This is a genomic window from Pseudomonas sp. B14(2022) (genome assembly GCF_012030485.1).
Lineage (GTDB): Bacteria > Pseudomonadota > Gammaproteobacteria > Pseudomonadales > Pseudomonadaceae > Aquipseudomonas.
Genome location: NZ_JAAUVM010000017.1, coordinates 22,612 through 48,642 on the forward strand (window position 1 = coordinate 22,612; position 26,031 = coordinate 48,642).

Here is a 26,031-nt window from a genome sequence, read left to right on the forward strand (position 1 = left end):
GGGCACATGCTTTCGAAAAACTGAGCGCTTTAAATTTCGAAACGCAAGGAGAGACCTCATGCCTGAAAAAAGCTTCGTTCCATCAGTTAAACGTAAAGGCGCGAAGGACTCGGCTTTCGGCTCAGACCTGGCAGATACAGGTTTAACCGATGACGAACGAGTCGTTAGGGAAGATGAATTACTTGGCGATGAACCGCGTGTAGAACCCGGCCCATCCGACTTGGAAAGACTCAAGGATAAAAGCTAGTCCCTTTGATTTTCGGTGCGTCCAACATTCGAAAATACGACACTTATTGCTTGAGTTTTAATTTAGGGAGGTGCCACGCATGCGCCAGCAAACCTCATTTGTATTCGATCTGGATGGCACGTTGACTGATAGCGTTTACCAGAACGTCTTTGCGTGGAAAACCGCGCTCGATTCAGAAGGCATACCGTTGGCCATGTGGCGAATTCACAGAAAAATCGGTATGAGCGGTGGGCTGATGCTCAAGACGTTAGCGCGTGAAACAGGACTGGAAATCAAACCAGACCAAGCTAAAAGGCTGAGCGATAAACATGATAAAGCCTACAAAGATCTGCAGGGCCAGATAAGCGCGCTCCCTGGCGCTGTCGAGCTTCTCGATACTTTGAACCGCGATCAGTTCAAGTGGTGTATTGCTACCAGCGGTGGGATGGATACTGCAGCGATAAATCTGAAGGCATTAGGCTTGGATATAGCAGAGGTCAATCTCATCACCCGTGATGACGTTAAATATGGCAAGCCCGATCCAGACCTTTTTCTCGCCGCTGCATCCAAACTCGATGTACCCATCGAAGAATGCTTGGTGATAGGCGACGCCATCTGGGACATGCTTGCCGCACGCCGCTGTAAGGCCACCGGTATAGGGCTGCTTTCAGGTGGTTACGACACAGGAGAGCTTGAACGTGCAGGTGCACTCCGAGTCTACGAGGATCCTCTGGCACTGCTGCAGCACCTAGACGAGGTAGCTTCCCGTCCGTGAGCCATATGCAGGCACGCGGCTTGAATTGATGTGCTCCCCCGCTCGGCGGCGACGTTGAAGTTCCTGCGTGCAGGCATGCCAGACGATTGATCGGATGGTGCTCCAGTGTCGCTCACAATCAAGCATCCGGGGCATTGGATGCTCCCAATACAACCGCGCGCCCTGACACTCGTACAACTTCGACAAGTTAACGCTGCGATAGACAGGCGAAGCGCTTACAAGACTAACCAGGCTCCACTGGCGCGGGTAGCGCGACTCTTGAACACGCGAAAAGCAGCATGCCTACGAGGATCAAGGCCCCTCCCCGCATCCATGTTTCCAAACTTTGCTGACTGAGCAGTACCAAGCACGAGACGATAGCAATTACCGGAACCCACGTAGGCACCCGAAAGTGATCTTCCGCAACCTCGTCGCGGCGCAGGATTAACACGGACAAATTAGTGCAGAGAAATACGAACAGCAGGAGCAGGACGACGGTTTCAGCCAATGTAGCTAGAGTTCCCGTCAGCGTGAGTCCAATAGCTACGAGGGTGGTAGCGATGATTGCTATCCACGGGGTGCGTCTCTGAGGCAGCACTCTGCTCAGCGCCTTTGGCAAGAGCCCAAGGCAGGCCATGCCGTAAGTTAGACGGCTGGCCATGATCATCGTAAGGAGCGCACCATTGGCCACCGCGATCAATGCAATGAAGGCGAAGACGCGAGGCGGAATGTTTAAACCTGACGCCCGAACCACTTCAAGAAGGGGAGCCGAGGTTGCCACCAGCTTTTCCATGGGCAGTACGGAAGATGCGGCGACTCCGACAGCCATGTAGACGACTCCGGCGGTTACCAATGCGGCAAATAACGCGCGCGGGTAAACGTTTCTAACGTCTCGAATTTCTTCCGCTAGATTGGCGGATGTTTCGAATCCTACAAACGAATAGAAGGCGATCAATGCCGCCCCCAAAACGGCTAACATCGGGCTGACCCCTGGCTTGAACTCCAGGCTGCGACCCAAATCTGCCTCGCCTGTGCGGAAATACCACGCTGCGGCGACAACGACCAAGAGAAGGCCTGACAGCTCAATAACTGTCATCACTAGGTTGGCTCCAAGGGACTCTTTAATCCCCCTTGCATTCAGGAGCGCGATAACGACAAGGAACAGCAGCGCCGCAATGTGAGGTGGTACCTGGATGAACGCCGCTAGGTAATCGCCCGCAAACGCCAAGGACAAACCTGCCGCGCTTGTGACAGCAGCAGAAAGCATGCAAAAGCCCACGAGAAAAGAAATGAGTGGTGACCCGAACGCTTTCTCAGCGAAAACCGAAGCGGCGCCCGCGTGAGGGTATTTTGTCACCAGCTCTGCGTAGGAACCGGCAGTAAGCATCGCGAAAAACAGAGCGAGTAGCAGGGGCACCCATATTGCGCCACCTACCTCTCCCGCAATTGTCCCGGCAAGGGCATAAACGCCCGCCCCGAGAACATCGCCGAGAATAAATAGAAACAGCATCGGGCCGGTGACGGCGCGGCGAAGGGAGGTCTTGGGGGTCAAGGTCTTCACGTTAAACTTCCTGGCTTGAGGTTGAGACAGCCGATCACCGGGCTGATAGCTAGGTGGCTTCACTCTCAAGCAATGGAAATTCGCGTATGACTAAAGTTCACATATCTTGCCGAGGGGTCGGGTATCGTCCAAAGCCTCCACGCAGAGACCAACTACTACGTAGTCTCCAAAGTGGAACCATTCCGTCAGGCTAGATATGTCTGCATAGAGCCAAGGGGTGGTGGGAATTGCATGAACTCTGGGGGGAACAAACGTTACGGTGTTTGATTCGATCTCTATCACGATCTCCTCATCATTCCTTAGGGTCTATAACGATCAGTAGGACACTAATGGGCAACAGGCAATCGATACTCATTCGGCAACTCAACCAAGGCGACGCCCACGATTATCTGAAGGACTACTCGGCACGATCATTTGATTATGATTTTATCCGTCGCGACCGGCGGCATAAGGCGCACGGAAATGACTGAAATAGCACCTGTCGTCGGCAATTTCCCCGCAGATAAAAACTTTCTTTGCTTGGCAGATATCCATATCGCTGCCACTGCATGGGGTGCTGAAAAGCTATCTAAGCGACAAGGCACGCATTAAATTAAATCGACTGAAGGGACTCTCGAATGAGTGGATTGCGCAAAGCCTATAGGGTCAACACGATGAGCATGGCGTTGTTAGCGCCCATTCTCGTCGCATGTACGGGTAACAATTCGCCCTCTAATGTAATCGCGCCTGGAGATACCAAATCGCCCGCCACGCAGTCCCTTGATGCCGGTGCTGCACTACTTCAATCACGTCCGCCGATAGACGCGTTGAATGCGTATCTGGATGGCTTCCATTTTTACAACGGCCACATGAACGCCCAGATGGAGGCGCACCACTACTGCGCGATTCTCAACGAGGAAGTTATCCAGTGCGTGATCTACGATGGCAATCGTAAGGACGCCAAGCTGATGGGGGTCGAGTACATCATCAGCGAACAATTGTTCGCAGGTCTTCCCAAAGCCGAACAAGCGCTTTGGCACAGTCATGTTCACGAAGTGAAATCAGGTCAGCTCGTAGCGCCTGGGATCCCTGAGGTAGCCGAGCATGCATTGATGGAAAAACTCGTCCATACCTACGGCAAGACGTGGCACACCTGGCATACCGACCTCAATAAAGACCTGCCCCTTGGCGTTCCTCAGCTCATGATGGGCTTTACAGCAGACGGGCAAGCGGATCCACAGATGGTTGCAGATCGGGATCGTCGATTCGGGTTAGATAGCGCGCAGAAGAAGAAAGCTCGAGCGGACATACCGACGCCCGTCGTTGCGCCAGGCGCAGATGCATGGAACCAGGGCAAGATTTTTCAAATCGTTGATCCTACGGACACTCCCCACCAGCACTGATGTTCATCGCAAATATGACTGACCCCAAGGACTCTTACCCTCACCTGCCGCCTTCACTTAAGAAGTGAGAAGGCGGCATCCCGCTCATCGTTCGGGTGCGCGCCCCGAACGATCTAACGAGAGTCTGCTGTCCTGATTCGCATAGTTTCGACGATGTAGACGAGCCAACTGACCTGGTTGTGCAGAGGGTCGGCCCGTACGTGGATCATTGATCAAACACTTCGCGTAGGCAAAAGGACCGCAAGCGTCCGGGGAAGTCATCTACCCGATCCCTGCGATGACTGGATGTGTACGGCAACGTCTTTCAGCAGACTTTTGCGTAGGTATTCACCCCTCACTAGCCCGCAAAAACTATATTCGCTAGCTCTTAAATCACTGTCGATTTCTCGGTGGAGACGTCGGTGTAGTCCGCTTACGATAGTGCGATCTGCATCTGTCTTCTCTCACCGGGGTACCACTGAATGACGCCACTAAGTGCGGTTTTCCGCAACCTTCACCAAGATAATTTGTTGGTACTCGCCAACGTGAGCGATGCTGGCACCGCACGTATTGTCGAGAGCGTAGGGAGTAAGGCAGTCGCGACCAGCAGCGCCGCCGTTGCTTGGGCGCATGGATACCAAGATGGCAATCAACTTCCCCTAAAACTGCTGACTACTACAGTTGAGTCAATGGTTCGAGTGCTTACAGTCCCCCTCACGGTCGATGTCGAAGGGGGCTATTCCGACGACCTTGAGTCGGTTGCTAAAGTTATTGATTGCGTAGTTAGGGCTGGAGCCGTTGGAATCAACATTGAGGACGGAGCAGGCGGCACCGATCTGATTTTGCGAAAAATCGAAGTGGCAAAGAAGGTAGCAAGCAAGCATGGAATCGATCTGTTCGTGAACGTACGAACTGACGTTTATCTGAGGTGTTTGGTAGAGCCAGCGCGACAATTGGCAGAGACCCTCTTCCGTGCATCGCTGTTCGAGCAAGCAGGTGCAGACGGCATTTTTGCAGCCGGAATGGTTGAGCAAAACGACATTGCTACACTATGCGAGGCAACGCGGCTACCCGTCAACCTGCTTTCCTGGAACGGCCTACCCGGCTTGGATGAATTGGCGAGTCTAGGCGTCAAACGGCTAAGCGCTGGTTCCAGCATTGCTGAATTCTTATGTGGCGCCAACAAGGCTCTCGCCAAGAGCTTCTTGCGAACGGGAAAGCTTTTTGAGTATCCATTGGACGCATATACCTACGGCGACCTGAATAGCCTCATGGCAGCAAAAAAACACCTAAGCGAAAAGTAATCGTCGACCTACTAATCTGTGATTCGCATGAAAATCGCCGCTGTTTCCCGCACCTCGAGAGCGATTTTCACACCCATTCGAGGACGAGGCTACGGTCTATGAGATCTTACAATCACGCTCTTCCGCCCAGAAGCGAGATGGTGAATGCGATGCTATGCAGCGACACCGCCTACGAGGGCGTTTTTTTCACTGCTGTCAAAACTACAGGTATTTTTTGCCGCCCTACATGTGGTGCACGTAAGCCAAAGCCCGAGAATGTAGAGTTTTTTTCACAGGCCAACGAAGCGATGGCAGCAGGTTATCGGCCTTGCTTGCGATGCAAGCCATTGAATCTCGCGGCTTCCGCGCCAGGTTGGGTCAAGGGGCTACTGGCCTCTGTCTCTGCATCACCTGACGCTCGCTGGAGTGATGCTGAACTAACTACGCATGGTATCGATCCGTTACGCTTACGCAGGTGGTTCAAACAAAATTTTGGCATGACTTTTCATGCATGGATGCGTTCTAGAAGGCTCGGTGTCGCCCTAGGCCGGATTTCTGCGGGCGAAACGCTGGATAACACAGCATTTGACTTAGGATACGAGTCATTGAGTGGTTTTAGAGATGCTTTCAAAAAAACATTTCAAATGCCACCCGGTAAGGCAGCTGAAACGTCGCTCCTGCTTTATCGTCATCTGACTACACCGTTGGGCCCAATGATTGCCATGGCAGAGGAACGAGGTTTGGTACTCCTCGAATTTCTTGACCGCCCGGCCCTAACCGCTGAATTAAACGAACTGCGTGGGCGTCATGGGTATTCAATTGCGCCTGGCGAGCACCTCTACATCAAGCAGATCGAAGTTCAACTAAAACTTTATTTTGATGGAAAGCTAAAAAGTTTTTCAGTACCGCTCCATATGCCAGGCAGCTCTTTTGACAGGCTTGTGTGGGCAGAGCTTCTAAAAATCGACTATGGAACCATTTCAACCTACGGTGCCATCGCTAGGGGCATCGGTAAGCCAGGTGCAAGCCAAGCAGTGGGCAATGCAAATGGACACAATCGCTTATCTATTGTCGTGCCCTGCCACCGTGTCATAGCGACAAACGGTGCACTCGCCGGATATGGCGGAGGACAGCCCCGGAAAGAGTTTTTACTGCGTTTGGAGAAGACTGCTTTGCAAATGACTCAACAGAACGAATTCCTGTTGGATTAGCTGCTAATCGGAATATACGCAGACACAACTTAAGAGTTCCGGAAACACACCCTCCGAACTCCAGAACTAATTGCGTAAGTCCCCACGTGTCAGCAGGTTGATTCCACATCACCTATTTCCCAACGATGCAGGATTGAGTGATACGCGATGAGACATCCCGGGCTAACCACAAGGCGTGTTGGGCAGAACCTTAAGATCAGCTATTGTCGCACCAGTTTAAGCTTGGCTTCTAACGTATCAGCGAGTGTTCTAAATGCAATCAATACTACGCTTCAGGACTATCACGTTTGGTCTGATGCTTTTTGCAAGCCAAACTCATGCAGATGCGCTGGTAAGCGAAGAACGGCTCTTATTGCCGATCCAGATCGACTCCCATATTGAGAAAATCGAAGCATTAATCGTCCGTCCCGTAAAGGAGGGAAAGTTCCCCATCGCACTGATTGTTAACGGCTCGGCGGCAACATCTCCGTCCGCCGCACATGCCGATTGGCTTGCTCATATCGCCCACGACTTTGCGCACCGTGGCTGGCTTGCCGCATCTATTGTATGGCCCGGCTATGGCCGTTCGACCGGAAGCTTCATGAATGAAGGGGGAACTTGCACCAATCCCAACGTGGCACGATTTCTCGATGCGCATGGCAAAGAGCTTGGCGCCGCATTGGCGGCTGTGCGTGAGCGTCCAGATGTAGATCCATCCTTGGCAGTAGGTGTTGGTATCTCTATCGGCGGAGCTTCAATGCTAGACCTCGCGGCTCAACCAAGTCACCCATTGACGGCGGTAATTAACATCTCTGGCGGCGTTTACCACTACACAAATGTGGGCTCCGCCGACTCTAATTGCTCGTTATATCAAACTGATCTTGTGCGAAACCTCACGAAATTCGGCAAAGACAACCCAACGCCAACGCTCTGGATTTACGCCGAGAATGATCCGTTTTTCAGCCCAGATCTTGTAGGTCGGATGATCGCGGGTTATCGCTCGGGGGGAGGTAACGCTGAGCTGGCGTCGCTACCCCCATTCGGTAAGGATGGGCACTCGCTCTACAAACAAGAGGCCAATACACTTTTAAAGCCTCATATCGAAGATTTTCTCAGGAGCAACCGGTTTCCTGCCATGGACGACAGCGCATTAATGCCGCTGCTTTCGAAGCTGGTCCCCGAAGACCGTGCGGGCGCTGAGGCTTATCTTCAAAGCGTTACCGAGAAAGCCATGGCAATGTCTAAGGAAAGTAGCAGCATTTATTGGTACTACGGCGCGCGCTCACTCAAGACAGCACGAAAGCAGGCACTTAGCAATTGTCGCAAGGCAACTGGCAAGCCCTGCCAGCTCGTTGCGCAAAATATGGAATTGATTGATGGCTGGCAAGATGTGGTTTCCCCATTGGGGAAATGACGAGCAGTTTGGCGTATCGACCATATCGCGCTGAGTAACCAACGCAAGCGGAGCGCGCAGGCTGGCACAGCCGAAGGCGTGAAGGATGGACGCCCGCAGGGCCGAGATACGGCGGAACGCGGGAGCTCGGTTTACGACAGCCTGGCCGCGCACAGCGGCTCGCCAACAAAGGTAAGTCAGTCAGATCTTGCGGCTCGACTAAATAGCGCCACCGTAATGGGCCGAACAAAACTTGCAGAGCAACTGCCCTCCTACAAGGCTGCCCTATCTACTCAGCCGGGCTTTTGCTACGAACGAAGCTCATTCCACGTAACGCAGCCAAAGATGCGTCCGACCGGAGATCGCCTGCGCAACTTTGGCAACAAGTGCCCGTAGGTTTTCATCGCTAGTGTTGTAGAGCGTACAGAAGTCTTTGGCTACGACGTTAGCAAGGGATGTATCAGGCGGTTCAGCACGAATGAAGCCGATGTAAGAAGCACCCACGCCCATCAACTCATAGCCATGCGCTTCTGAAAAATGACGCGCAACCGAAAAGTTTTTCGCAGGATCCAGATCCGAAGTGAAATAGCCATTCGGAAAAGCCGCGAGTGCCTGGCAAGACTGCTGAACGGGTACCAGGAGAGCTGAAAGGGGCTGCTCTAGAAGAGAGATAGGGTTGTTCTGGTAACCGATCCACTCCTGCAGGGCCTGCTCATCCAGCGTCAAACCATGAGCACAAGCATCTTCAAAAGACGTGCCTGCAACCAGCCGTGTGAAATTGCGAAGGCAGATCGCGAACTCCGCTTTCGTCGTCGGATAGCCTATGTATTCACCCTGCTCGAAGCACTCTGGAGGCAAGCCCGCGATGTCCTGCTCCGATGCATCGTCCATCCCTAGGTTATTGCGCACATGGCCCGAGGTGTAGCGGGCTTGGTGCAGATCATCGAGCGAGAACAGAGTTTTAAAGCCTGGGTGCGCCTCAGCAATCTTACGACGAGCTTCGGTCAGATCTTGAAAGCTGGTAATCCCGCTCACGCCGTACTCATCGCATGTACCTATAGACGGGTTGTCACGCATGCCATTACCGCGAAATTCGATATCCATAAACTGTGGTCTGCTCCATGTCGCTATTGAATCGAATGGGTAATTCTGAGCGTTCTAAGATCATCATATGAAGATCTGCTTCCAAGCGACAATATGACTGGGTTTGACTCCCCTATCGTCAAACGGCAGCATGCGATACTCACTGTCACGTTCGCATCCTGAGGTAATGATGTTGATGTGTGGAGACCTTGATGGATTGTTGGAACGTGTTCACAACGAACAATCGTTTTTAGTCTTCATTGAAGCGCTTGGTGCTGAATTTGCCCAGGAGCGTACGTTGACTATTCCATCCTCCCCCACGGAGCTGGAGCAAGTGGCTGGGAAAACAGCACCATCGATTCGTTTCTTAAAGCAGCTTCCGCTTGGGCAATCGGCAGTAACAGGTGCCCCCCCCCCAATTCTAGCCGGATCATTAGCAATGGAAGAAGAGCGCGGTTATCCAGACATCATAGCGGAGGACTGCTGGAATGAATGGCAACGTCTACGCTCCCTGTGATTGGAATCTGTACCAATGCTCGGTAGGTGACCTTCGAGCCAGTGCAGAGAAAGAATTGGTTTGCAACGCAGATCCATCCAATAAATTGTAGAGGTAACATGATGGATAGGAAGCAGACTGTAGAGGTCAGTCAGGACATTGAAGCGTCAGTTTGGCGAACTGCTAATTGGCTGAACAAACCGAGCCTTTACCAGACCTTTACTGACGGCAGCTTGGAGATGGTTACCGACTCCCACACCGACTTCTGGCGTGAAACGCACTACGGATTCATACGCGACAGCGGACATTTCTTAGGGTTTGCAACCTTAGGAAGCTTTACGGCTCAGGTCAGAATTAACGCCGATTTTCGCGAGCTTTATGATCAAGCGGGAATTATGGTCAGGCTCAATGAGGAGACCTGGCTCAAGGCAGGGATAGAATTTAACGATGGAATGCCAATGATCAGTAGCGTGCTGACACAAGGCACGTCGGATTGGGCGCCCAGCTGCTTTTCTGGCGACCCGACCGATTTCTGGCTTCGTGTCACCGTTTCCGATGGAGTGCTGCGCTTGCAATACTCCATGGACGGCATAACCTGGCCATTGCTCAGGCTTGCACCGTTTCCAAAGGCGGAACGCTATATGGTTGGCCCTATGTGCTGCACACCGGAACGGCAAGGGTTGAGGGTAAAGTTTTCTGAATGGTCTTTGAGTCAGCCTCTCGGGCGAGACCTGCATGATTTGAGCTAGTCAATATGTCGAGCAGACAGGTCAAGCAGATGACTTGCCCGGACGCATACGTTGCATCGGCCATGGGGTCAATTCGGCGTCAGCGCAAACACACGTTATCCCCATTTACTTGGACGACATCAAATTTGTGGGAGTCCCGGTGGACCTCATTGGCGTCCGTTTCAAATTCGATCCGCAAGACCCCGATTAGCGCGAGAAACCCGACAAAGAGATCGTTGAAAAATTGATTGATAAGCTGACCTGATAGTCCTGCGACGAGGCCGTGGATATCACTGATAGTCGATTGGAGCCCGAGCGCTAATATCAAGACGATGACTTGGCCGAACGCTTACCGTTCCTATGCTACTGCCTAGGAACGATTCATACGCGAGAAGGCCAACCACCGAGTCAGTCGGTGCGCGCAGTGAACGTCAGCTAAGTGTCGGCTTGAGCCCTTCGCGACAATCAGAAATCGGCCATTGCAAGTCCTTCACTGTGGAAAGACAAGGATGGCTAATCAAAGTAACGGTCGCTAACCGGCGCGAACCTGACGATTCAAGTCAAAATTTACCGGATCTGGTACAGCACAGCGGCCCCTGGCTTGGGTTCGAAAGCGGGCACAGTGTGCTGCTCAAGTGGCATACCCTTGGTATCCCAAACCAAGGTGTCCGATGGGAATTCGTCCTTGCGGGTCATGACGTCGATCTGCTTGACGATCACCTCCGAGCTTGCTTGCACATCGGGGTTCCATTCGAAGACCCCCACTCTACCGTAGAACACAGCCGGCGCGTCGGCGTCAAGGCGCCGGTCGGGGCACATGACCAAACCGCGGTCAAGCATGACCCGCAACGCGCCTACAGGCACCGCCTTTACCGTGGGCGTGGTCCGCTCGGTGCTGTGACCTGGGCAGATATTGGCCGAGCGAGTAACCATATCCTCGACCACTTCACGATCGGATTGGGCCTCCGCCGAAATGGCAACAGCAGACAGCGCAAGCACGACAAGGTTTGACTTCCAGGACATGCGAAACCTCCTATGAAAAAACCAACGCTGCGGACTACCCCATATAAGAACAGTCCGTTGGCATTGGGGCATACTTGAAGACTACCACGACATTTAGTCTGTTCCACTTATGGATTGCCTGGTAAATCAGACGGTGATCACGTCTGAAGAAATCGTCCGCAGAGAGGACGTCCGCGATGAGGTCCCATGTGGAATTGTCGAGCATCAGGCCAGCAATCACGCCTTGCTCGGCCTCATGTCGACGACAGAGACAGCTGATTATCCAGATCGATGAGCAGGGTACGGATCCCTGCATCGGCGCAGAACGCGCCCAGATTGACGCCAACCGTGGTTTTACCCGGCCCGCCTTTGGTTGAAACGACCGCAGTGACTTTCATGATATTTACCTCGGAATCGTAGGATTTGAGATGCATTCATGCGGGTCACGCTGTGCGCTTTGATCACCCCGGAAAAATCCAAGGCAAAAAAAAGCCTGCATCGCTGCAGGCTTTTCCCTATCTGGCTCCACGACCTGGACTCGAACCAGGGACCCAATGATTAACAGTCATTTGCTAGCTGTTAGTCGCAACGGTGCCACGGAAGAACGTGGTGGAGAGATAGGGTTGCTGCATAGCGTGAGCCGCATGAACGCAGCACGCCACGAAAGTTAGTCGTGGTTGGATTGGGTCGTCAAAGCGTGGCAAAGCAATGAGGTGTAGGAAAAGGAGGCGGCGGCAGTCAGCTCATGGACCGACGCCCCCTGTGTTTCGATGGCAGAACATTCAGGTAAACACCACTCGGCCCAGCGTTAATGACGCGACTTGCAGCTTACAACTGAAAATCCCCGAGCGAGCACTTCAAACCCTGTGCCTCCATAGGCTTTCAGACTGTATTTAACGCCCTCAAGCTGATCAGCTGAGACATCCTCCATTTCAAGTTCGCTTAAGTAAAAACTTCCACACACATCAGGAACGCTTAAGCGACGAACCCCCGTAAACTCTAAAACAACTTCAAACTCCGACTACTTAGACGCATAAAGCATCTCCAGACTAAACTTGTAAGTTTCAACCGCCTCCCGTATTTTCACGCTGCAAGCTGAGCCCCTTTATTAAATTTAGATTATAAAAATCAAAATCGGAAATAATGAAAAGCTTTTCAACGCCCTCACAAACCCTTTCAACTGCCCGCCTATTTTCTCCTAGTCATCAGGACGCATATCAGGCCTGATCCCTTAGCATTCTAATATCTCTCCAAACCTGAAGAGAAGAGGAAATATTCACTTGAAAAATTGAGGTCAGCCCCTGAGGAATCCCCACAAATCTACTCCAGTCTCTGAGCTTGCCGGTGCACTTCATCGCGCAGCGATAGCTCCATATCCGCCAATTTCGAGCAGGACAATCCGATGGTGGAGCATCTCAAGTATTCGAGGCCGAGACGCCAGAGTGAGAGCACCGGTTTCTGCCTGATGCTGTTGCTCTGGAAGTGAAGTGAGCATTTTCCAGTAGAACGGCGGACGTTCATGTTGCAGCTGAACGTGACCGAGCACGCGATCCAAACGTTTGATCGAATGCTTGGTGTAAGCTCTGCTGGGCATAAATCTGCCCAGATCAGTCAGCGTCAGACGGCGCCGGTACAGCAAAGCGCTGACGCAGCTCATCAGAGCGTTCAGGCGCTTGCGGTGCAGAGTGGGGAGTGGGGAGTGGGGAGTGCTTGGAAAAATGCCTTGTGTAAGAATCGTACGACCTGCATGAGTCTCGGGTATTGGTTTGCCTGGCGACTACCAAACTGCCCGACTCATGCAGGCCACTCAAGATATCTAACTGACCTGCAAGAAAGTTTTGTGGGGATTCCTCAGGATCTGTCCCATTTCCCGCAAAATCAAATAATCGTGCTCCCCCAACATTCTTTTATTATAGTGCAACTTTACGTCAACTACTGCTAACTCTTAAAATCAACATAAACTGACTTAATCAACGCATCAACCTCGTAATCACCAATATCCGGAACATAAAAACTCAATCCAAGTTCGCGTATCTTGAAGCCGGATGCACTAACATCAATTCGTACATTTTCTTTAATCAACAACTCACTCAAAAAAGAGTAACGCCCTCCTACAACCTTTATATTATTGAAATAAAACTCACTACCTCTCAAAAACTCGGCACCTTCCAAGCGGTCATCAGCATCATAATAGACATGAACTCGATGCACACTATAGTCTTCCGTTTCATTTCCATCATCCGCTGTTTTTTTAAAAGCAGAAAAATCATCTCCCAACACCTCGCGCACCTTTTCACGGCTCATCCCTGATTGAAGAGGACCAACACAGCCGACTGAAATAAACTTTAAGAGCATAATTTGTTACCTCTTAAAGTCGTTGGGATCCAGTTTTGATGCGTATTCAAGCATCTGCTTGATGCCCTCATCATACTTATTACCAAACTGACGCCTAATATCATCGATATCCATTTGCATAGCCTCTTTAAGCTTCCCCTGACTAAGCAGTTCTTCTTGCTTGGCTCGATAAGCTTCAGCTGGCTTTGAGCCACCGTAGCTTGAAGTTTTTTCGTGATCCGCTGAGTCCATTTTTATTGCAGGACCATTTTTTGTGCTGATGGGAGCTCCCTTGTAGCAGCTCTGAGCAGGACAATGAAGCATAGGCTGGAGATGTCTACGGTGCCGGAGGCAGTCCAGAAAGATGGTCGGCATATACATGGGTTTCTAATAACCACTCCACCGTAAGGGTTTGCTCACGCACGCAGGTAATTAAAAGTTCCGCGCTTTTGCAAGAGGTGTGACCTGATGTGGGATCGTAATCGAGCACAGAGTCGATAATGGCGCAGTGCCCTGTAGTCGGGTCACTGACAACATAGCTGTAGGTATACGTAGCGGAGTCAAAAAAGCTTCTACATGTGGTTTCATGATGAAATTCTCTTTTCGATATACGAAGTGGAGTGCTGATCTACCAACGAGCTCTGGTAAGGAACCGTGATCAGTGCTTCGTACCTAAACCACCACGGGCACCTTCAGGCGCCCGTTAGTGTGCAACGGTTGTCGCTCAGCAACGGTTACAGGTTTTGATGCCTAGCAACGTATAGACAGGGCAGAAACGGAAAATGCCAGTGGCCAGCGGCACTAAACCTATCCAACCCCACACGCCGATCACACCGGACAAACTCAGGCCAATGAGAATCAGACCGACGACAATGCGCAGGCTACGGTCAATGGTTCCAATGTTCGCTTTCATGGCGATCTCCCGATCAATGGCTGCGCTGGGTCTCCAGCGCAGTAAAGAACATGCTGGCCACCATGGCCAACATGAATACGATCACTTGCCAGCGTCCTGTCAGCAGAGTTGCCACTGCGGGGCTGGGGCAACAGCCTCCCCCAGTGGTGGTGGCTCATCCACGGTCAGAGTTGGCGCACCTTCTTCGAAGTGCAGCGTGCAGCGATAGTTTTGCTGTTGCTCCAAACGCAAATTCACACGAGTGCTGTCGTTCATGAGTCCTAGCCTTCTTGACGGTAGGTTCAATCCAGTTCCGCAGTAGCGGCCCAGAAAATGGGTCAGTGCGGCGACCGAGATAAATACCATCAGAAGAACCATTGCCGCCGGATCTGGCAGTCATGGATTAGCTGAAAGCTTTTCAGGACAGCCCTTAACAGGCGGGCAAGTGCCCCGCCCACTTGATCTACTGAATAGCTTTTACCAGCAACGCCACTGCAACCCCCGCAGATACGAGGGCAAACCCTTTTTGTAAGTTTGGCCCCGACAGTTTGGCAGCGACCAAGCGCCCGCAGATCATGCCGGCTAATGCTCCAATGGAAAATGGAATGGCAACAGCCCACTGTAAGTGCCCAGCTGCCGAGCTTGCAGCAACGCCGGAAATTGAAACCAGCGCAATAACGGCCAGAGACGTTGCAAGCACTGACTGAGCGGTCAAATTGGTGTAGCGCTGGAGGGCCGGCACCATCACAAAGCCACCGCCCACGCCGAGCAAGCCAGAAAGCCCGCCGGCGACAATTCCAGAGACGGCGAGTGCCCATGCACACGGACCAGTCCAGTTAAGCTTTCCTCGGTCGACGTCCAATAGACAAGGTGGTGGTTTGGAGGTGACGGGGGGCTTGGACTCCGTGGACGGCGCGAGCGATCGTTGATAGACCCGAAACGCAACGTACATCAGCACGAAGGCGAACATGATCGTCAATGGACGGTTAGGCGTGCGCTGCGCTAGCCAAAGGCCGAGGGGAGAACAGACGATCCCCGCGCCTGCAACTAAGAGCGCGGCTTTATAACGGACGGTACCGTTTTTGAGTCCCATCACGGCACCCAGGGTCGCGGCTAAACCGACAGCCAGTAAACCGATTGGCCCAGCCTCGGCCATGCTCAACCCCGCCCCAAACACCAGCAATGGAACCGCCAGTATTCCTCCGCCAGCGCCGGTCAGCGCCAGAATGACTCCAACAGTAAGCCCGAGCAGTAAGACGATGATCATCTCAGTCTCCTTGCTTTCAGGTCTGGTTTCATACGTCAGCCATCTCAGGTTTGGCCATCCATTCACGACCCTTGAGCATTCCCTTCCAGTACAGCGGTGGAAGAATTCGCTCCTTAAGCAGCCATGCCAGCCTCGATGGCCGGGTACCGTCAATCAGCCAGGATGGGAAACTGGGGGCGACCTTGCCGCCATAGGTGAACTCCGCCAGTACGATCTTGCCGCGTTCAACCGTCAGCGGGCAGGAGCCGTAACCGTCGTAATGGGCACTGCCTTTTGCTTTACCCATTGCAGCCAACACATTATGGGCAACAACGGGAGCCTGCTTGCGTGCAGCCGCTGCGGTTTTGGCGTTGCTGGAGTTGGCGGCGTCTCCCAGCGCGTGAATATTTACCCAGGTTTTATGACGCAGAGTGACAGGGTCGACATTGATCCAGCCGGTCGCATCAACAAGAGGGCTGACTCGGACAAAATCCGGCGCAATCTGCGGTGGCACAACATGAAGGAGATCGAAGTCGCGCGTAACAAGATGGGCGCTGCCATCCGGACTAACGCAGTTGAATGTTGCAGTCCGCGCGGGACCATCCACGCTGGTGAGCGTGTTGCCGAAATTCAGGTCGATACCATAAGCAGTGATGTATTCCATCAGTGCGGGCACATAGTCGGGAACTCCGAACAACACCGCGCCGGCGCTGCAAAACTCGATCTCGACGTTGTCCAATACACCGGTACGTTTCCAATGATCGGCAGAGAGGTACATTGCTTTTTGCGGCGCCCCGGCACATTTGATCGGCATGGGTGGTTGCGTGAAAATGGCTCGCCCGCCGTGAAGTTGCTGCACCAGCTCCCACGTATAAGGGGCAAGTTGATACAGGTAGTTTGACGTCACGCCATTGCGGCCCAGGGTGTCCGACAAACCCTCGATTGCATGCCAATTGAGCTTCAGGCCAGGGCACACGATCAGTTGCTCGTATTTGACGACTCTGCATCCATCAAGAATGACGGCATTTCTCTCGGGTTCGAAAGCGGCGACCGCCGACTTGATCCAGTGCACTCCTCGGGGGATGGTCGTACCCATCGTGTGGGCAGTTTGGGGCGCATCGAAGACACCACTGCCGACAAGTGTCCAGCCTGGCTGGTAGTAGTGCACATCTGCCGGGTCGATTATGGCAACGTCGAGTCGCGGATCTCGCGCCAGTAAACTGGATGCGGTCGCGATACCCGCCGCACCGCCCCCGATGATGACCACGGTATGCTGCGCCTCAGCCACTTCGACCGGTGTGCGCCCCTGATTCGCAATCCGGCGAATGACGCCTTTCATATCAAACCCGGCTTTTTTAGCTGTCTCGACGATGTGTGGCAGGGGGTGTTGGCCCGCTTGTGACAGTGCCCACATCGTTGTCGAGCGCATGCCGGAACGGCAATAGGCCAACACCGGTTTTGGAAGCGTTTCAAGCAGCTTGCCGAAGGCAATACCTTGCTCGTCGGTTACTTTTCCTGATTCAGCGGGAAGGTAGTGCGCCTCAATACCGATCGCTTGGGCCGTACGTTTTATTTCGGCAAATAAGGGCTGATCGCCGCCTTCGCCATCGGGACGGTTACACACTATTGCGCGAAAACCGGCTTCTTTTAGTTCAGCTAATTGGTTGGGAAAAATCTGTTCTGATACCGACAGTCCAGGCGCAAGGCAGCGAATGTCCATAAAGGTCTCCGTTATGGATATTTTTCTTATAGGTTTTTTAGGGGAGGCAACGTCAGGCGACGTTGAGTGGGATTTTCAGGTAGCGCGTCCCGTTCGCTTCAGGCTCAGGCAAGTGCCCGGCTCGCATGTTGACCTGCACCGATGGCAGGATCAGCGTTGGCATGTCCATCGATGCATCACGCTTTGTACGCATCGCCACAAACTCCTCCTCACTGATCCCATTACGCACATGAACGTTGTGCGCGCGTTGGTCTGCAACGGTACTGACGAACTGCACCTCGCGGCCCTCTGGCTGGTAGTCGTGGCACATGTACAGCAAGGTATTGGCTGGCAGACTCAGTACCTTGTTGATTGACTGGAACAACGTACGCGCATCACCACCGGGAAAATCACAGCGTGCGGTACCGTAGTCCGGCATAAACAAGGTATCGCCGACGAATGCAGCCGTTTCGGCCCCATTGCTGATCACATAAGTCATACAGGCTGGTGTATGGCCCGGTGTATGGAGCGCGTGGCATTGCAGCGTGCCAATGGCGAACAGTTCGTCATTAACGAACAGGTGATCGAACTGGCTTCCATCGCGGGCCATGTCACGACCTGTATTGAACAGAGTGCCGAACACCTCTTGCACCGTCGAAATCTGGCTGCCGATCCCTATTTTTCCACCGAGCTTTTCCTTCAGGTATGGCGCTGCCGTCAGGTGGTCTGCGTGGACGTGAGTCTCAAGAATCCAGTCGACCTTCGCATTGAGTTCGTTCACCCTCGCAATCAACTTGTCGGCAGACGTTGTGGCGGTGTGGCCGGATTTAGGGTCATAGTCAAGTACGCTGTCCACTAAGGCGCAGTGGTTGGTCGCTTCATCCAGCACGAGGTAGCTGACGGTATTGGTAGCAGAATCGAAGAATCCTTCGACGTGAAGTTTTACGCTCATGACCTGTCTCCTTAGGGGGCTTCTCTCGAGCCGCTCACACTAAGGACTGACATAGCAATAAACCTGCCAAGGCCGCGCCGTGCGAAAAATAGTGGTTATCTTATTGATTTTAATAACTTTCATATTTTTACTAGGAAATTTGTTTTTTTAAAACTCTGAAATTCGCTGCCATTGGCAGTGCCTGTTGACAGAGCTGGCAGTGCCACAACAGGATGGTGGATTATCAGGAGCCACCATGAAGACCATCCTGCCCGCCCCGGACAACTCACTCCCACACCCGGATCAAGTGCAGTCGCTTGTTTCGTTTCTTGAGCACGAACCCCAGCCGATGATCGTGCTCGATCCGGAGTACAACATCCTCGCTGCCAACACTGCCTATCAGCGCCAGTTTGGCAGCGCTGACAAATCCTTTATCGGTCATAAGTGCTATCAAATCTCACACCATTACGACGTCCCATGTGATCAGGCGGGTGAGAATTGTCCGATGAAAAAGGCGCAGGAATTGCGCGGGCCGGATCGTGTTTTGCACATTCACCACACGCCTCGGGGGCCTGAGCATGTCGACGTCGAATTGCGGCCGATCCTAGACGAGCACGGAGTAATTACTGCGTATGTGGAGCGTCTCACACTGGTCCGAAGCGCCTCAGCGCGCCCCAGCAACGAAGGGCTGGTGGGCTGTTCACCAGCGTTTAACCTCGCCCTGTCTGAGCTGCAGCGGGTCGCACCATCAATGCTGCCGGTACTGCTGTTAGGCGAGTCAGGTACGGGCAAAGAGTTGTTCGCTCGCGCGGTACATGAAACCAGCGAGCGGGCCACTGGACCCTTTGTAGTCGTAGATTGCTCAGGATTGACCGAAACGTTGTTTGAGAGCGAGCTGTTCGGCCATGAAAAAGGAGCATTCACCGGTGCGACCACGCGCAAACCTGGTTTGGTCGAAACTGCCCAGGGCGGCACGTTGTTCCTTGATGAGATTGGCGATGTTCCACTGGCAATGCAGGTGAAACTGTTGCGCCTGATCGAATCGGGCACCTATCGCCGTGTCGGCAGTGTCGAGACCCTTCACGCCAACTTCAGGTTAATTGCTGCGACCCACAAACCACTGGAAAAAATGATGGAGAGAGGTGAGTTCAGGCAGGACCTGTACTACCGCATCAGCGCTTTTCCAATTCTGTTACCCCCCTTGCGTAACCGAGTTGAAGACATTGGTTTGCTCGTGAATTCGTTTTTACAACGTGCCGGTATAGGCAAGCGCCGGCTGACGATAGATGCGGATGCTCTGACACAATTGCAACGGCTTTCCTGGCCCGGCAATATCCGTGAGTTACGCAATGTTCTAGAAAGAGCCAGTCTATTCGCTGACGATGGAGTGATCCGCTCCATACATTTACCCCAGCCCAGCGTCGTGATACCTCCTCAGCCTTCGACGTCCCCTCCTTTAGACGGCAGCACGCTGGTACACGCACTCGCGACGTTTAAAGGTTCCCGCCGCGAGCTGGCCAAGCAAATGGGGATTAGCGAGCGTACGTTGTACAGACGACTGAAAGAACAAGGGTTGGCCTAGTCGCTAGCGCTCACACCCCACGACTGCCAATGACTGCCACTCTGGCAGATTGGCAGCGTATTAACCTGCCATGGCATCCACTGCCTTGGCGGATTCACTAATAAGTTACTGTTATTAAACGATAAAAATAACAAATCCTCCCTTGGCACGCCGTGTGCTAACTGCATAGTCATGAACATTTCCGACAAACGACTGCGGCGCCATCTGCTCACAGCAGTACTGATCAAGTTACTGGTGCTGACAGTGCTGTGGTGGCTGTTCATCCGGGATTCGCACGTCAGCGTCGACTCGAACGCCATCGGCGACAGGTTCGGTGTACCCACCTCGACTCAAGGGGCAAACAAGTGATTTCAGAACAACTGGTGGATCTGTCTCGGCTGCAGTTTGCAGCCACTGCGCTTTACCACTTTCTTTTTGTACCGCTCACGGTTGGCATGGTGTGGCTGCTGGTCATCATGGAAAGCGTCTATGTGATGACCGGGAATGTCATCTGGAAAGACATGACGCGCTTCTGGGGCAAGCTGTTCGGCATCAACTTCGCCCTCGGGGTGACTACGGGTATCACCCTGGAATTTCAGTTCGGTACCAACTGGGCATATTACTCGCACTACGTCGGCGACATCTTCGGTGCCCCACTGGCCATCGAAGGCTTGATGGCGTTCTTCCTCGAATCGACCATGATCGGCCTGTTTTTCTTTGGTTGGGATCGTCTGAAGAGAGAGCATCACTTGCTGGTCACACTACTGATGGCGATCGGTACAAACCTTTCAGCATTGTGGATTTTGATCGCCAATGGATGGATGCAGAACCCGGTGGGTTCAGAGTTCAGTTACATCACCATGCGCATGGAGATGGTTGATTTTTGGGCGGTCGTTTTCAACCCGGTTGCGCAGGCCAAGTTTGTGCACACCGTCTCCGCCGGTTACGTCACCGGCTCGATGTTTGTGCTGTCGATTTCCAGTTGGTATTTACTCAAGAATCGTGATGTCGAGTTTGCCAAGCGCAGCTTCCGGGTGGCGGCCGCCTTCGGTCTGGCATCAGTGCTCAGCGTGATCGTGCTGGGTGATGAGTCGGGTTACACGGTGGGTGAAGCGCAGCAAACCAAGCTGGCAGCCATGGAGGCGATGTGGGAAACAAAGCCTGCGCCAGCGGGCCTGACACTGGTGGCCAGCATCAACGAAGCCGAGTCTAAAAATAACTGGGAAGTTGAAGTGCCATGGGTAATGGGCTTGATTGGCACCCGGTCAGTCAGCAAGCAAATTCCAGGCATACATGACATTAAGGAAAAAAACCGCGCTCGAATTCTACGCGGCATTACCGCCGTCAATGCGCTTGAGGCCCTAAGGGCCAACCGCAGCGATTCGGTGGCCTTCCAGACATTCGAAGAATACAAAGCCGATCTGGGCTTTGGCCTGCTGCTTAAAAAGTATGTCGAAGACGTTAACCAGGCTACGCCGGCCATTATCGAAAAAGCTGTAAACGATACCGTACCGCGCGTGACACCTATGTTCTGGGCGTTCCGGATCATGGTCGGCCTTGGCTTTGCCATGCTTATGCTCTTCGGGCTTGCCTTCTGGAGCACCCTGAAGTCGACCTGCACGCGAAACCGCTGGTTACTGCGTTGGGCACTTTGCATGCTGCCTGCGCCATGGATTGCCTGCGAGTTGGGCTGGTTCGTCGCTGAATACGGCCGTCAGCCATGGACCATCTACGGCGTCCTACCGACCCACATGAGTGTTTCCACCCTCAGCGTCAACAACCTCTATGGCTCGCTGGCGGGATTCATCGTTTTCTACACCGTGCTGCTGGTGGTTGAAATGTTCCTGATGGTCAAGTTTGCCCGTCAAGGTCCTGGCAGCCTCGGTACCGGCCGTTATGTTCACGACGCCCATTTGAAGGAACTCCACCATGCTTGATTACTTCACCCTGAAAATTATCTGGTGGGCGCTGGTCGGCGTGCTGCTGATCGGCTTCGCCATCATGGACGGTCACGATATGGGGGTTGGCACGCTACTGCCCTTTGTTGGCCGCAACGACCTGGAGCGACGCGTTGTTATCAACACCGTTGGTCCGCACTGGGATGGCAATCAGGTTTGGTTCATCACTGCGGGCGGCGCATTGTTCGCGGCGTGGCCTGTGGTGTACGCCACCGCATTCAGCGGATTCTATTGGGCGATGATTCTGGTCCTATGGGCGCTGTTCTTTCGCCCGGTAGGTTTTGACTATCGCAGCAAGATTCACAATTCCACTTGGCGCAGCACCTGGGATTGGGGGCTTTTTGTGGGTGGGGCCGTGCCGCCCCTGGTGTTCGGGATCGCGTTCGGCAACCTGTTGCAAGGTGTGCCGTTCCACTTCAACGATCTTCTAGTGTCGACTTATACCGGCAGTTTCTGGCAACTGCTAAATCCCTTTGCGCTTCTGACCGGCGTGGTGAGTAGTGCAATGATCACCTTGCAGGGCGGCGCTTATCTGGCACATCGCACTGAAGGTGTTATCCAGGCCAGGGCAATCAAAGGTGCGGTGGGGGCGGCAATCGTATTGGCGTGCTCGTTTACAGCGGCCGGCATCTGGCTGCAATGGATCGACGGTTATCGCATTACATCGTTGGTTGATACCGCCGGACTGCCCGATATTCTTAACAAGTCCGTGGTGCGCGAAGCGGGCGCCTGGATGGCTAACTATGGTCATTATCCGTTGTTGTGGCTGTTGCCCGTACTGGGATTGGTTGGCGCAGCAGGTGCCGCCATGTTGCTGATGATGCGTCGCACACTTTCGGCGTTTGTTGCCTCATCGCTTGCGGTGATCGCAGTCATCAGCACGGCGGGTGTGTCGATGTTTCCATTCATCATGCCGTCATCAACAGTACCTGCGGCAAGCCTTACCGTGTGGGACAGCGTCTCCAGTCATTTAAGTCTAGCCATCATGTTCTGGGCCACGTTGATCTTCATGCCACTTATCGTGATTTACACCTCGTGGGCGTATCGCGTTATGCGGGGCAAGGTCACCGTTGCACACATCAAAGCCAACGAACATTCAGCCTACTAGTGCCAGCAAAGGAGTAAAGACTATGTGGTATTTCGCCTGGATGCTGGGAGTCGGTTTTGCATTGCTACTGGCTATATTGAATGCGATGTGGGGCGAGAACGAAGGTGGCCGAGCCTTGAGCGACAATGAGGAGACGCGGACATGATGCCGCGTGTCGCTAACGCTCCACCCTCCTCACGGATCAATGTGCTGAGTCTGGTTATCGCTGTTGCGATCATGCTCGCCTGTACGCTCTATCCCCCCATGATGGCGGCCCCCGATGGGAAAGCTGACCATGTGCTGGCTACTGCGTTGTTTGCGGCCATGAGTGTGGCCTTCGTGAGAGGTGTGGGTTTTGTCCCGCGGATGCTCGTCTGGCGTTGGCTTTTTTCAGGCTGGACCTGCTTTGCGGCACTTGCGCTTGCTGGCTGGGTAAAGTTTCTACAATGAGGACCGACGACATGAGTGAACTCTTGAGTGTCCCATATAAAGACAGCGCTAGTATTTATCTCCAGTTAGGGGGTGAATCAGGCGTCCGTAAACTCGTCAACCGCTTTTACGAGCTGATGGATACGCTATCTGAAGCGCGAGTGGTGCGCCTGATGCATCCATCGAGTCTCGCCGACAGTGCTGACAGTCTATTTAAGTTCCTCAGTGGCTGGTTTGGCGGCCCACCGTTGTTCCAACTGGAGCGAGGCCACCCGCGTCTGCGCATGCGGCATGCCCCCTTTGCAGTCGGTACTGTTGAACGCGACGAATGGATGCTGTGCATGCGTCAGGCAATTGATGAGCAGGTGAATGACATAGCGCTAAATAGCAAGCTGCAACGTATGTTTTCCGAAATGGCCGATCATATGATTAATACTGATGGGCAAAATACAGGTATTGCGACACGCGTCTGAGCGTCGCGCTTATTTTCAGTGTCCGTACGGTTGTTAACGGCCATGCAAACACCGGATGATAATAGTATTGCTACGCCCGAAACCTGGTGCCCTGGCTTACCGGTCATCGTACCGCCACCGAAGACTGCCGAGGCCGCCGAAAATCGTGCCGCCGAAGGTTACGATACGATCGATTGGCACTACTCGACCTAGTCGCTGTAACTTCTTCGGGGTTTTCTTGAAATAAACGGAGTAATCATCTGGCGCGTATCTATGCCCAGATGGTTTTCCAATCCTGTCTCACCCAGCAGAATAATCACCTCTCTTAATTGGATCTTTAAAATATCATGATAAAGAATGCCCATGACCTAGTAACTGAGGCGAAAGCACTGATCGAAGAAGTCGCCATCAAAGACGCAGACCAGGCTATCCAGGATGCAGATGTGCTTATCGATGTGCGTGAAGCGGATGAGTATGCTGCTGGACATATTTCAGGTGCGATACATGCGTCGCGAGGCATGCTGGAATTTAAACTTACTAACGACAGCGCGCTAAGCTCTCGAGAGCTTAAAGTTGTGCTTTATTGCAAGACAAGTGGCCGTGCCGCACTGGCGGCCGCATCAATGAAAAATATGGGCTACCTGCATGTGAGGTCGATCAGCGGCGGATTTGATGCCTGGGTTAGTGCAGGAAAGCCGATTGTAGGTCCGTATCTGCCCACCTTTGATTAATCCTATAGTTCCAAATAGATTTGGTGCTATTGAGGGCAAGAGGGGGTAGCGTGATAAGTCTGGTCTAGATAAGTAGTGTATCTCTCGAATATAGAGCCAGGCTTTATCTGTATTTTAATAAGTACAGAGGCTGAATTTGTACCCGCGCATCTACGTGATGCCACGTGCGTCATGATCAGTATTTTTCACAATTTCTGACAAATCAGCTTGCAAGGTGTCTAGGGAATCCGGGGCGATTCAGGTTCCACCGGGCGCCTCATGCGATAGCGCATAAAACGACGAAAGCGACGGCTGATTATCCAGATCAATGAGCAGGGTACGGATCCCTGCATCGGCGCAGAACGCGCCTAGATTAACGCCAACCGTGGTTTTACCCGGCCCGCCTTTGGTTGAAACGACCGCAGTGACTTTCATGATATTGACCTCGGAATCGTAGGATTTGAGATGCTTTCATGCAGGTCACGCTGTGCGCTTTGATCCCCCCGGAAAAATCCAAGGCAAAAAAAAAGCCTGCATCGCTGCAGGCTTTTCCTATCTGGCTCCACGACCTGGACTCGAACCAGGGACCCAATGATTAACAGTCATTTGCTCTACCAACTGAGCTATCGCGGAATGCGCCGTATGTTACTGATTAAAAAGGAGAAGTCAAGCCTTCCCTGAGATCCTGGACGATGAATCCGGATGACCGGTTGAAAGCTGCTGCTCCTTGGCCAGTTCCAGCCAGGCGCGCACGGCGGGTGGCAAGTGGGCGCTGGCGCGCCAGGCCAGGGCGATGTGCCAGTCGGTGTGGGGTTCGTCGAGAGGGATCAGGGCGATGCCCGCGTGTTGGTGCTTGTGCGCCAACATGCGCGGCAGGAAGGCGACGCCGAGGCCGGCCGCGACCAGGTCAACGATGAAGTCGATCTGTCCGCTGCGCGCCGCCACGCGGGGTATCACGCCTTTGCGCTCGCAGGCGGCCAGAATCTTGGCGTTCAGGGCGAAGCCGGCTTCGAACAGGATGAACGGCGAATCCGCCAGGTCGGCGAAGTCAATGCGTTGACGTTGGGCCAAGGGGTGGCTCCTGGGCAGTACGGCCATCAGCGGTTCGTTGCGCACGGGCTGATAATCGAAGCCTGCATCGACCGGCAGCAGCAATGCAGCTAGGTCGACCTCCCCCACCTCCAGGCACTCGCGCAGTCTTTTGCTGCCGTATTCGGTGAGTTCGATGTCGATGTCCGGGTAACGACTGCGATAGGTGGCAAACATCGTCGCAAACAGCACCCCACACCCCACCGGTGGCAGGCCTATGCGCAACACACCGCGCTTGAGGCCGCGCAGGTCGTTGATCTCCGCGACCAGGTCATGGTGTTCGGCGAGCAGCACCAGGGCGCGGCGGTAGGCGATCTCACCGGCGGCGGTGAGTTCGTTGCGATGGCCCAGGCGGTCGAGCAGCGGCATGCCGAGTTCCTCTTCCAGAGTCTTGACCGCCTTGCTCACCGTGGATTGGGTCAAGGCCACTACCTCGGCGGCCTGGGAGAATCCGCCCTGGCGTACCACTTCGACGAACGTGCGCAACGTTCTCAAGTTCATAGGTATTCCTTCAGCGACTGACTACTAGCGATAAAAGTTGTTTTTATCATGACAGATATTTGCCT

At 53.4% G+C, this 26,031-nt stretch carries 29 protein-coding genes, 1 tRNA gene and 5 pseudogenes; 18 read left to right on the plus strand and 17 right to left on the minus strand.

All coding sequences use genetic code 11. The annotated features are described in order from the left end of the window. Positions 1-58 precede the first annotated feature (58 nt). Both HCF10_RS22030 and HCF10_RS22035 read left to right on the plus strand, forming a co-directional pair. Positions 59-247, plus strand: a complete 189-nt coding sequence (locus HCF10_RS22030) for a hypothetical protein (RefSeq protein ID WP_131699849.1) — start codon at positions 59-61, stop codon at positions 245-247. Between the two features lie 79 nt (positions 248-326). Continuing rightward, on the plus strand, positions 327-1,001 hold the full coding sequence (locus tag HCF10_RS22035; RefSeq protein WP_167656406.1) for an HAD family hydrolase: 675 nt from the start codon (positions 327-329) through the stop codon (positions 999-1,001). Positions 1,002-1,224: 223 nt separating this feature from the next. On the opposite strand, the gene HCF10_RS22040 is transcribed toward HCF10_RS22035, so the two are convergent. Continuing rightward, complete coding sequence (locus HCF10_RS22040) at positions 1,225-2,490, minus strand: APC family permease (RefSeq protein WP_167656445.1); 1,266 nt, start codon at positions 2,488-2,490, stop codon at positions 1,225-1,227. 704 nt (positions 2,491-3,194) lie between these two features. Here HCF10_RS22040 and HCF10_RS22045 point away from each other — a divergent pair. From HCF10_RS22045 to HCF10_RS22060, 4 genes are all read left to right on the plus strand, one after another. Then, the gene (locus tag HCF10_RS22045) at positions 3,195-3,923 is read left to right on the plus strand and encodes an OBAP family protein (RefSeq protein WP_371920974.1); all 729 of its coding nucleotides are present in this window, start codon (positions 3,195-3,197) and stop codon (positions 3,921-3,923) included. 461 nt (positions 3,924-4,384) lie between these two features. Then, entirely contained in the window at positions 4,385-5,206 is an 822-nt protein-coding gene (locus tag HCF10_RS22050; protein WP_167656407.1) for an isocitrate lyase/PEP mutase family protein, read from the plus strand. Positions 5,207-5,304: 98 nt separating this feature from the next. Continuing rightward, the gene (locus HCF10_RS22055) at positions 5,305-6,396 is read left to right on the plus strand and encodes a bifunctional transcriptional activator/DNA repair enzyme AdaA (RefSeq protein ID WP_131699853.1); all 1,092 of its coding nucleotides are present in this window, start codon (positions 5,305-5,307) and stop codon (positions 6,394-6,396) included. A gap of 253 nt (positions 6,397-6,649) precedes the next feature. Continuing rightward, positions 6,650-7,789 (plus strand): hypothetical protein, encoded by a 1,140-nt coding sequence (locus HCF10_RS22060; protein WP_131699854.1) that lies wholly within the window; start codon positions 6,650-6,652, stop codon positions 7,787-7,789. Between the two features lie 300 nt (positions 7,790-8,089). Here the strand turns inward: HCF10_RS22060 and HCF10_RS22065 are convergent, their stop codons facing one another. Beyond that, the gene (locus HCF10_RS22065) at positions 8,090-8,872 is read right to left on the minus strand and encodes a DUF4253 domain-containing protein (protein WP_167656408.1); all 783 of its coding nucleotides are present in this window, start codon (positions 8,870-8,872) and stop codon (positions 8,090-8,092) included. A gap of 175 nt (positions 8,873-9,047) precedes the next feature. Here HCF10_RS22065 and HCF10_RS22070 point away from each other — a divergent pair, with 175 nt between their 5' ends. Continuing rightward, positions 9,048-9,368 carry a hypothetical protein gene (locus HCF10_RS22070; RefSeq protein ID WP_167656394.1) on the plus strand — a complete coding sequence of 107 codons (321 nt, stop codon included), beginning with the start codon at positions 9,048-9,050 and terminating at the stop codon, positions 9,366-9,368. A 101-nt stretch (positions 9,369-9,469) separates the two neighbouring features. Continuing rightward, positions 9,470-10,096: a DUF1349 domain-containing protein gene (locus tag HCF10_RS22075; protein ID WP_167656446.1), complete on the plus strand. Its 627-nt coding sequence runs from the start codon at positions 9,470-9,472 to the stop codon at positions 10,094-10,096. A 546-nt stretch (positions 10,097-10,642) separates the two neighbouring features. Here the strand turns inward: HCF10_RS22075 and HCF10_RS22080 are convergent. The 4 genes and pseudogenes from HCF10_RS22080 to HCF10_RS32120 form a co-directional block, all read right to left on the minus strand. Further along, positions 10,643-11,098 carry a hypothetical protein gene (locus tag HCF10_RS22080; RefSeq protein ID WP_131699855.1) on the minus strand — a complete coding sequence of 152 codons (456 nt, stop codon included), beginning with the start codon at positions 11,096-11,098 and terminating at the stop codon, positions 10,643-10,645. 112 nt (positions 11,099-11,210) lie between these two features. Then, positions 11,211-11,393, minus strand: a pseudogene (locus HCF10_RS22085) (DnaB-like helicase N-terminal domain-containing protein); the annotation flags it as partial. Beyond that, positions 11,338-11,475: pseudogene (locus HCF10_RS22090) on the minus strand (ParA family protein); the annotation flags it as partial. The pseudogenes HCF10_RS22085 and HCF10_RS22090, both read right to left, overlap by 56 nt. Positions 11,476-12,397: 922 nt before the next feature. Then, a pseudogene (locus HCF10_RS32120) lies at positions 12,398-12,562 on the minus strand (IS4 family transposase); the annotation flags it as partial. A gap of 34 nt (positions 12,563-12,596) precedes the next feature. On the opposite strand from HCF10_RS32120, the gene HCF10_RS22095 reads away from it, so the two are divergent. After that, entirely contained in the window at positions 12,597-13,019 is a 423-nt protein-coding gene (locus HCF10_RS22095) for a hypothetical protein (RefSeq protein WP_167656409.1), read from the plus strand. Here the strand turns inward: HCF10_RS22095 and HCF10_RS22100 are convergent. From HCF10_RS22100 to HCF10_RS22135, 8 genes and pseudogenes are all read right to left on the minus strand, one after another. Continuing rightward, the gene (locus tag HCF10_RS22100; RefSeq protein ID WP_167656410.1) at positions 13,016-13,432 is read right to left on the minus strand and encodes a hypothetical protein; all 417 of its coding nucleotides are present in this window, start codon (positions 13,430-13,432) and stop codon (positions 13,016-13,018) included. The genes HCF10_RS22095 and HCF10_RS22100 overlap by 4 nt on opposite strands. A gap of 6 nt (positions 13,433-13,438) precedes the next feature. After that, positions 13,439-13,663, minus strand: a complete 225-nt coding sequence (locus HCF10_RS22105) for a hypothetical protein (RefSeq protein ID WP_167656411.1) — start codon at positions 13,661-13,663, stop codon at positions 13,439-13,441. 97 nt (positions 13,664-13,760) lie between these two features. Next, a pseudogene (locus tag HCF10_RS31510) lies at positions 13,761-13,999 on the minus strand (MBL fold metallo-hydrolase); the annotation flags it as partial. Positions 14,000-14,135: 136 nt separating this feature from the next. Then, positions 14,136-14,324: a YgaP family membrane protein gene (locus HCF10_RS22115; protein ID WP_145336439.1), complete on the minus strand. Its 189-nt coding sequence runs from the start codon at positions 14,322-14,324 to the stop codon at positions 14,136-14,138. A 99-nt stretch (positions 14,325-14,423) separates the two neighbouring features. Further along, complete coding sequence (locus HCF10_RS31105) at positions 14,424-14,579, minus strand: hypothetical protein (RefSeq protein WP_178116744.1); 156 nt, start codon at positions 14,577-14,579, stop codon at positions 14,424-14,426. A 187-nt stretch (positions 14,580-14,766) separates the two neighbouring features. Next, positions 14,767-15,570, minus strand: coding sequence for a sulfite exporter TauE/SafE family protein (locus tag HCF10_RS22125; RefSeq protein ID WP_167656412.1), 804 nt, complete (start codon positions 15,568-15,570; stop codon positions 14,767-14,769). A gap of 28 nt (positions 15,571-15,598) precedes the next feature. After that, positions 15,599-17,269, minus strand: coding sequence for a bifunctional protein tyrosine phosphatase family protein/NAD(P)/FAD-dependent oxidoreductase (locus tag HCF10_RS22130; RefSeq protein ID WP_167656413.1), 1,671 nt, complete (start codon positions 17,267-17,269; stop codon positions 15,599-15,601). A gap of 52 nt (positions 17,270-17,321) precedes the next feature. Further along, positions 17,322-18,200: an MBL fold metallo-hydrolase gene (locus HCF10_RS22135; protein ID WP_167656414.1), complete on the minus strand. Its 879-nt coding sequence runs from the start codon at positions 18,198-18,200 to the stop codon at positions 17,322-17,324. A gap of 235 nt (positions 18,201-18,435) precedes the next feature. On the opposite strand from HCF10_RS22135, the gene HCF10_RS22140 reads away from it, so the two are divergent. From HCF10_RS22140 to HCF10_RS22180, 9 genes are all read left to right on the plus strand, one after another. Beyond that, positions 18,436-19,761, plus strand: a complete 1,326-nt coding sequence (locus tag HCF10_RS22140; protein WP_145336447.1) for a sigma-54 interaction domain-containing protein — start codon at positions 18,436-18,438, stop codon at positions 19,759-19,761. Between the two features lie 171 nt (positions 19,762-19,932). Next, positions 19,933-20,109, plus strand: coding sequence for a cytochrome oxidase putative small subunit CydP (gene cydP, locus HCF10_RS22145; RefSeq protein WP_167656415.1), 177 nt, complete (start codon positions 19,933-19,935; stop codon positions 20,107-20,109). Continuing rightward, positions 20,106-21,677 (plus strand): cytochrome ubiquinol oxidase subunit I, encoded by a 1,572-nt coding sequence (locus HCF10_RS22150; protein ID WP_145336449.1) that lies wholly within the window; start codon positions 20,106-20,108, stop codon positions 21,675-21,677. Before cydP ends, HCF10_RS22150 begins: the two co-directional genes overlap by 4 nt. Beyond that, the gene (gene cydB, locus HCF10_RS22155; protein WP_145336451.1) at positions 21,670-22,806 is read left to right on the plus strand and encodes a cytochrome d ubiquinol oxidase subunit II; all 1,137 of its coding nucleotides are present in this window, start codon (positions 21,670-21,672) and stop codon (positions 22,804-22,806) included. Before HCF10_RS22150 ends, cydB begins: the two co-directional genes overlap by 8 nt. A gap of 22 nt (positions 22,807-22,828) precedes the next feature. Then, a complete protein-coding gene (gene cydX / locus HCF10_RS22160; RefSeq protein WP_081044185.1) occupies positions 22,829-22,951 on the plus strand; it encodes a cytochrome bd-I oxidase subunit CydX in 123 nt (40 codons plus the stop codon). Beyond that, positions 22,948-23,235, plus strand: coding sequence for a cyd operon YbgE family protein (locus HCF10_RS22165; RefSeq protein ID WP_167656416.1), 288 nt, complete (start codon positions 22,948-22,950; stop codon positions 23,233-23,235). Before cydX ends, HCF10_RS22165 begins: the two co-directional genes overlap by 4 nt. An 11-nt stretch (positions 23,236-23,246) precedes the next feature. After that, positions 23,247-23,687 carry a group II truncated hemoglobin gene (locus HCF10_RS22170; RefSeq protein ID WP_145336455.1) on the plus strand — a complete coding sequence of 147 codons (441 nt, stop codon included), beginning with the start codon at positions 23,247-23,249 and terminating at the stop codon, positions 23,685-23,687. Between the two features lie 42 nt (positions 23,688-23,729). After that, complete coding sequence (locus HCF10_RS32125) at positions 23,730-23,879, plus strand: hypothetical protein (protein WP_167656417.1); 150 nt, start codon at positions 23,730-23,732, stop codon at positions 23,877-23,879. 137 nt (positions 23,880-24,016) lie between these two features. Further along, a complete protein-coding gene (locus HCF10_RS22180; protein WP_167656447.1) occupies positions 24,017-24,397 on the plus strand; it encodes a rhodanese-like domain-containing protein in 381 nt (126 codons plus the stop codon). Positions 24,398-24,640: 243 nt separating this feature from the next. Here the strand turns inward: HCF10_RS22180 and HCF10_RS22185 are convergent. The 3 genes and pseudogenes from HCF10_RS22185 to HCF10_RS22195 all read right to left on the minus strand — a co-directional run. Further along, positions 24,641-24,811, minus strand: a pseudogene (locus HCF10_RS22185) (ParA family protein); the annotation flags it as partial. A gap of 122 nt (positions 24,812-24,933) precedes the next feature. Further along, positions 24,934-25,009: transfer RNA gene (locus tag HCF10_RS22190), tRNA-Asn, on the minus strand. Positions 25,010-25,042: 33 nt separating this feature from the next. Next, on the minus strand, positions 25,043-25,966 hold the full coding sequence (locus HCF10_RS22195) for a LysR family transcriptional regulator (protein WP_131699856.1): 924 nt from the start codon (positions 25,964-25,966) through the stop codon (positions 25,043-25,045). Positions 25,967-26,031 lie beyond the last annotated feature (65 nt).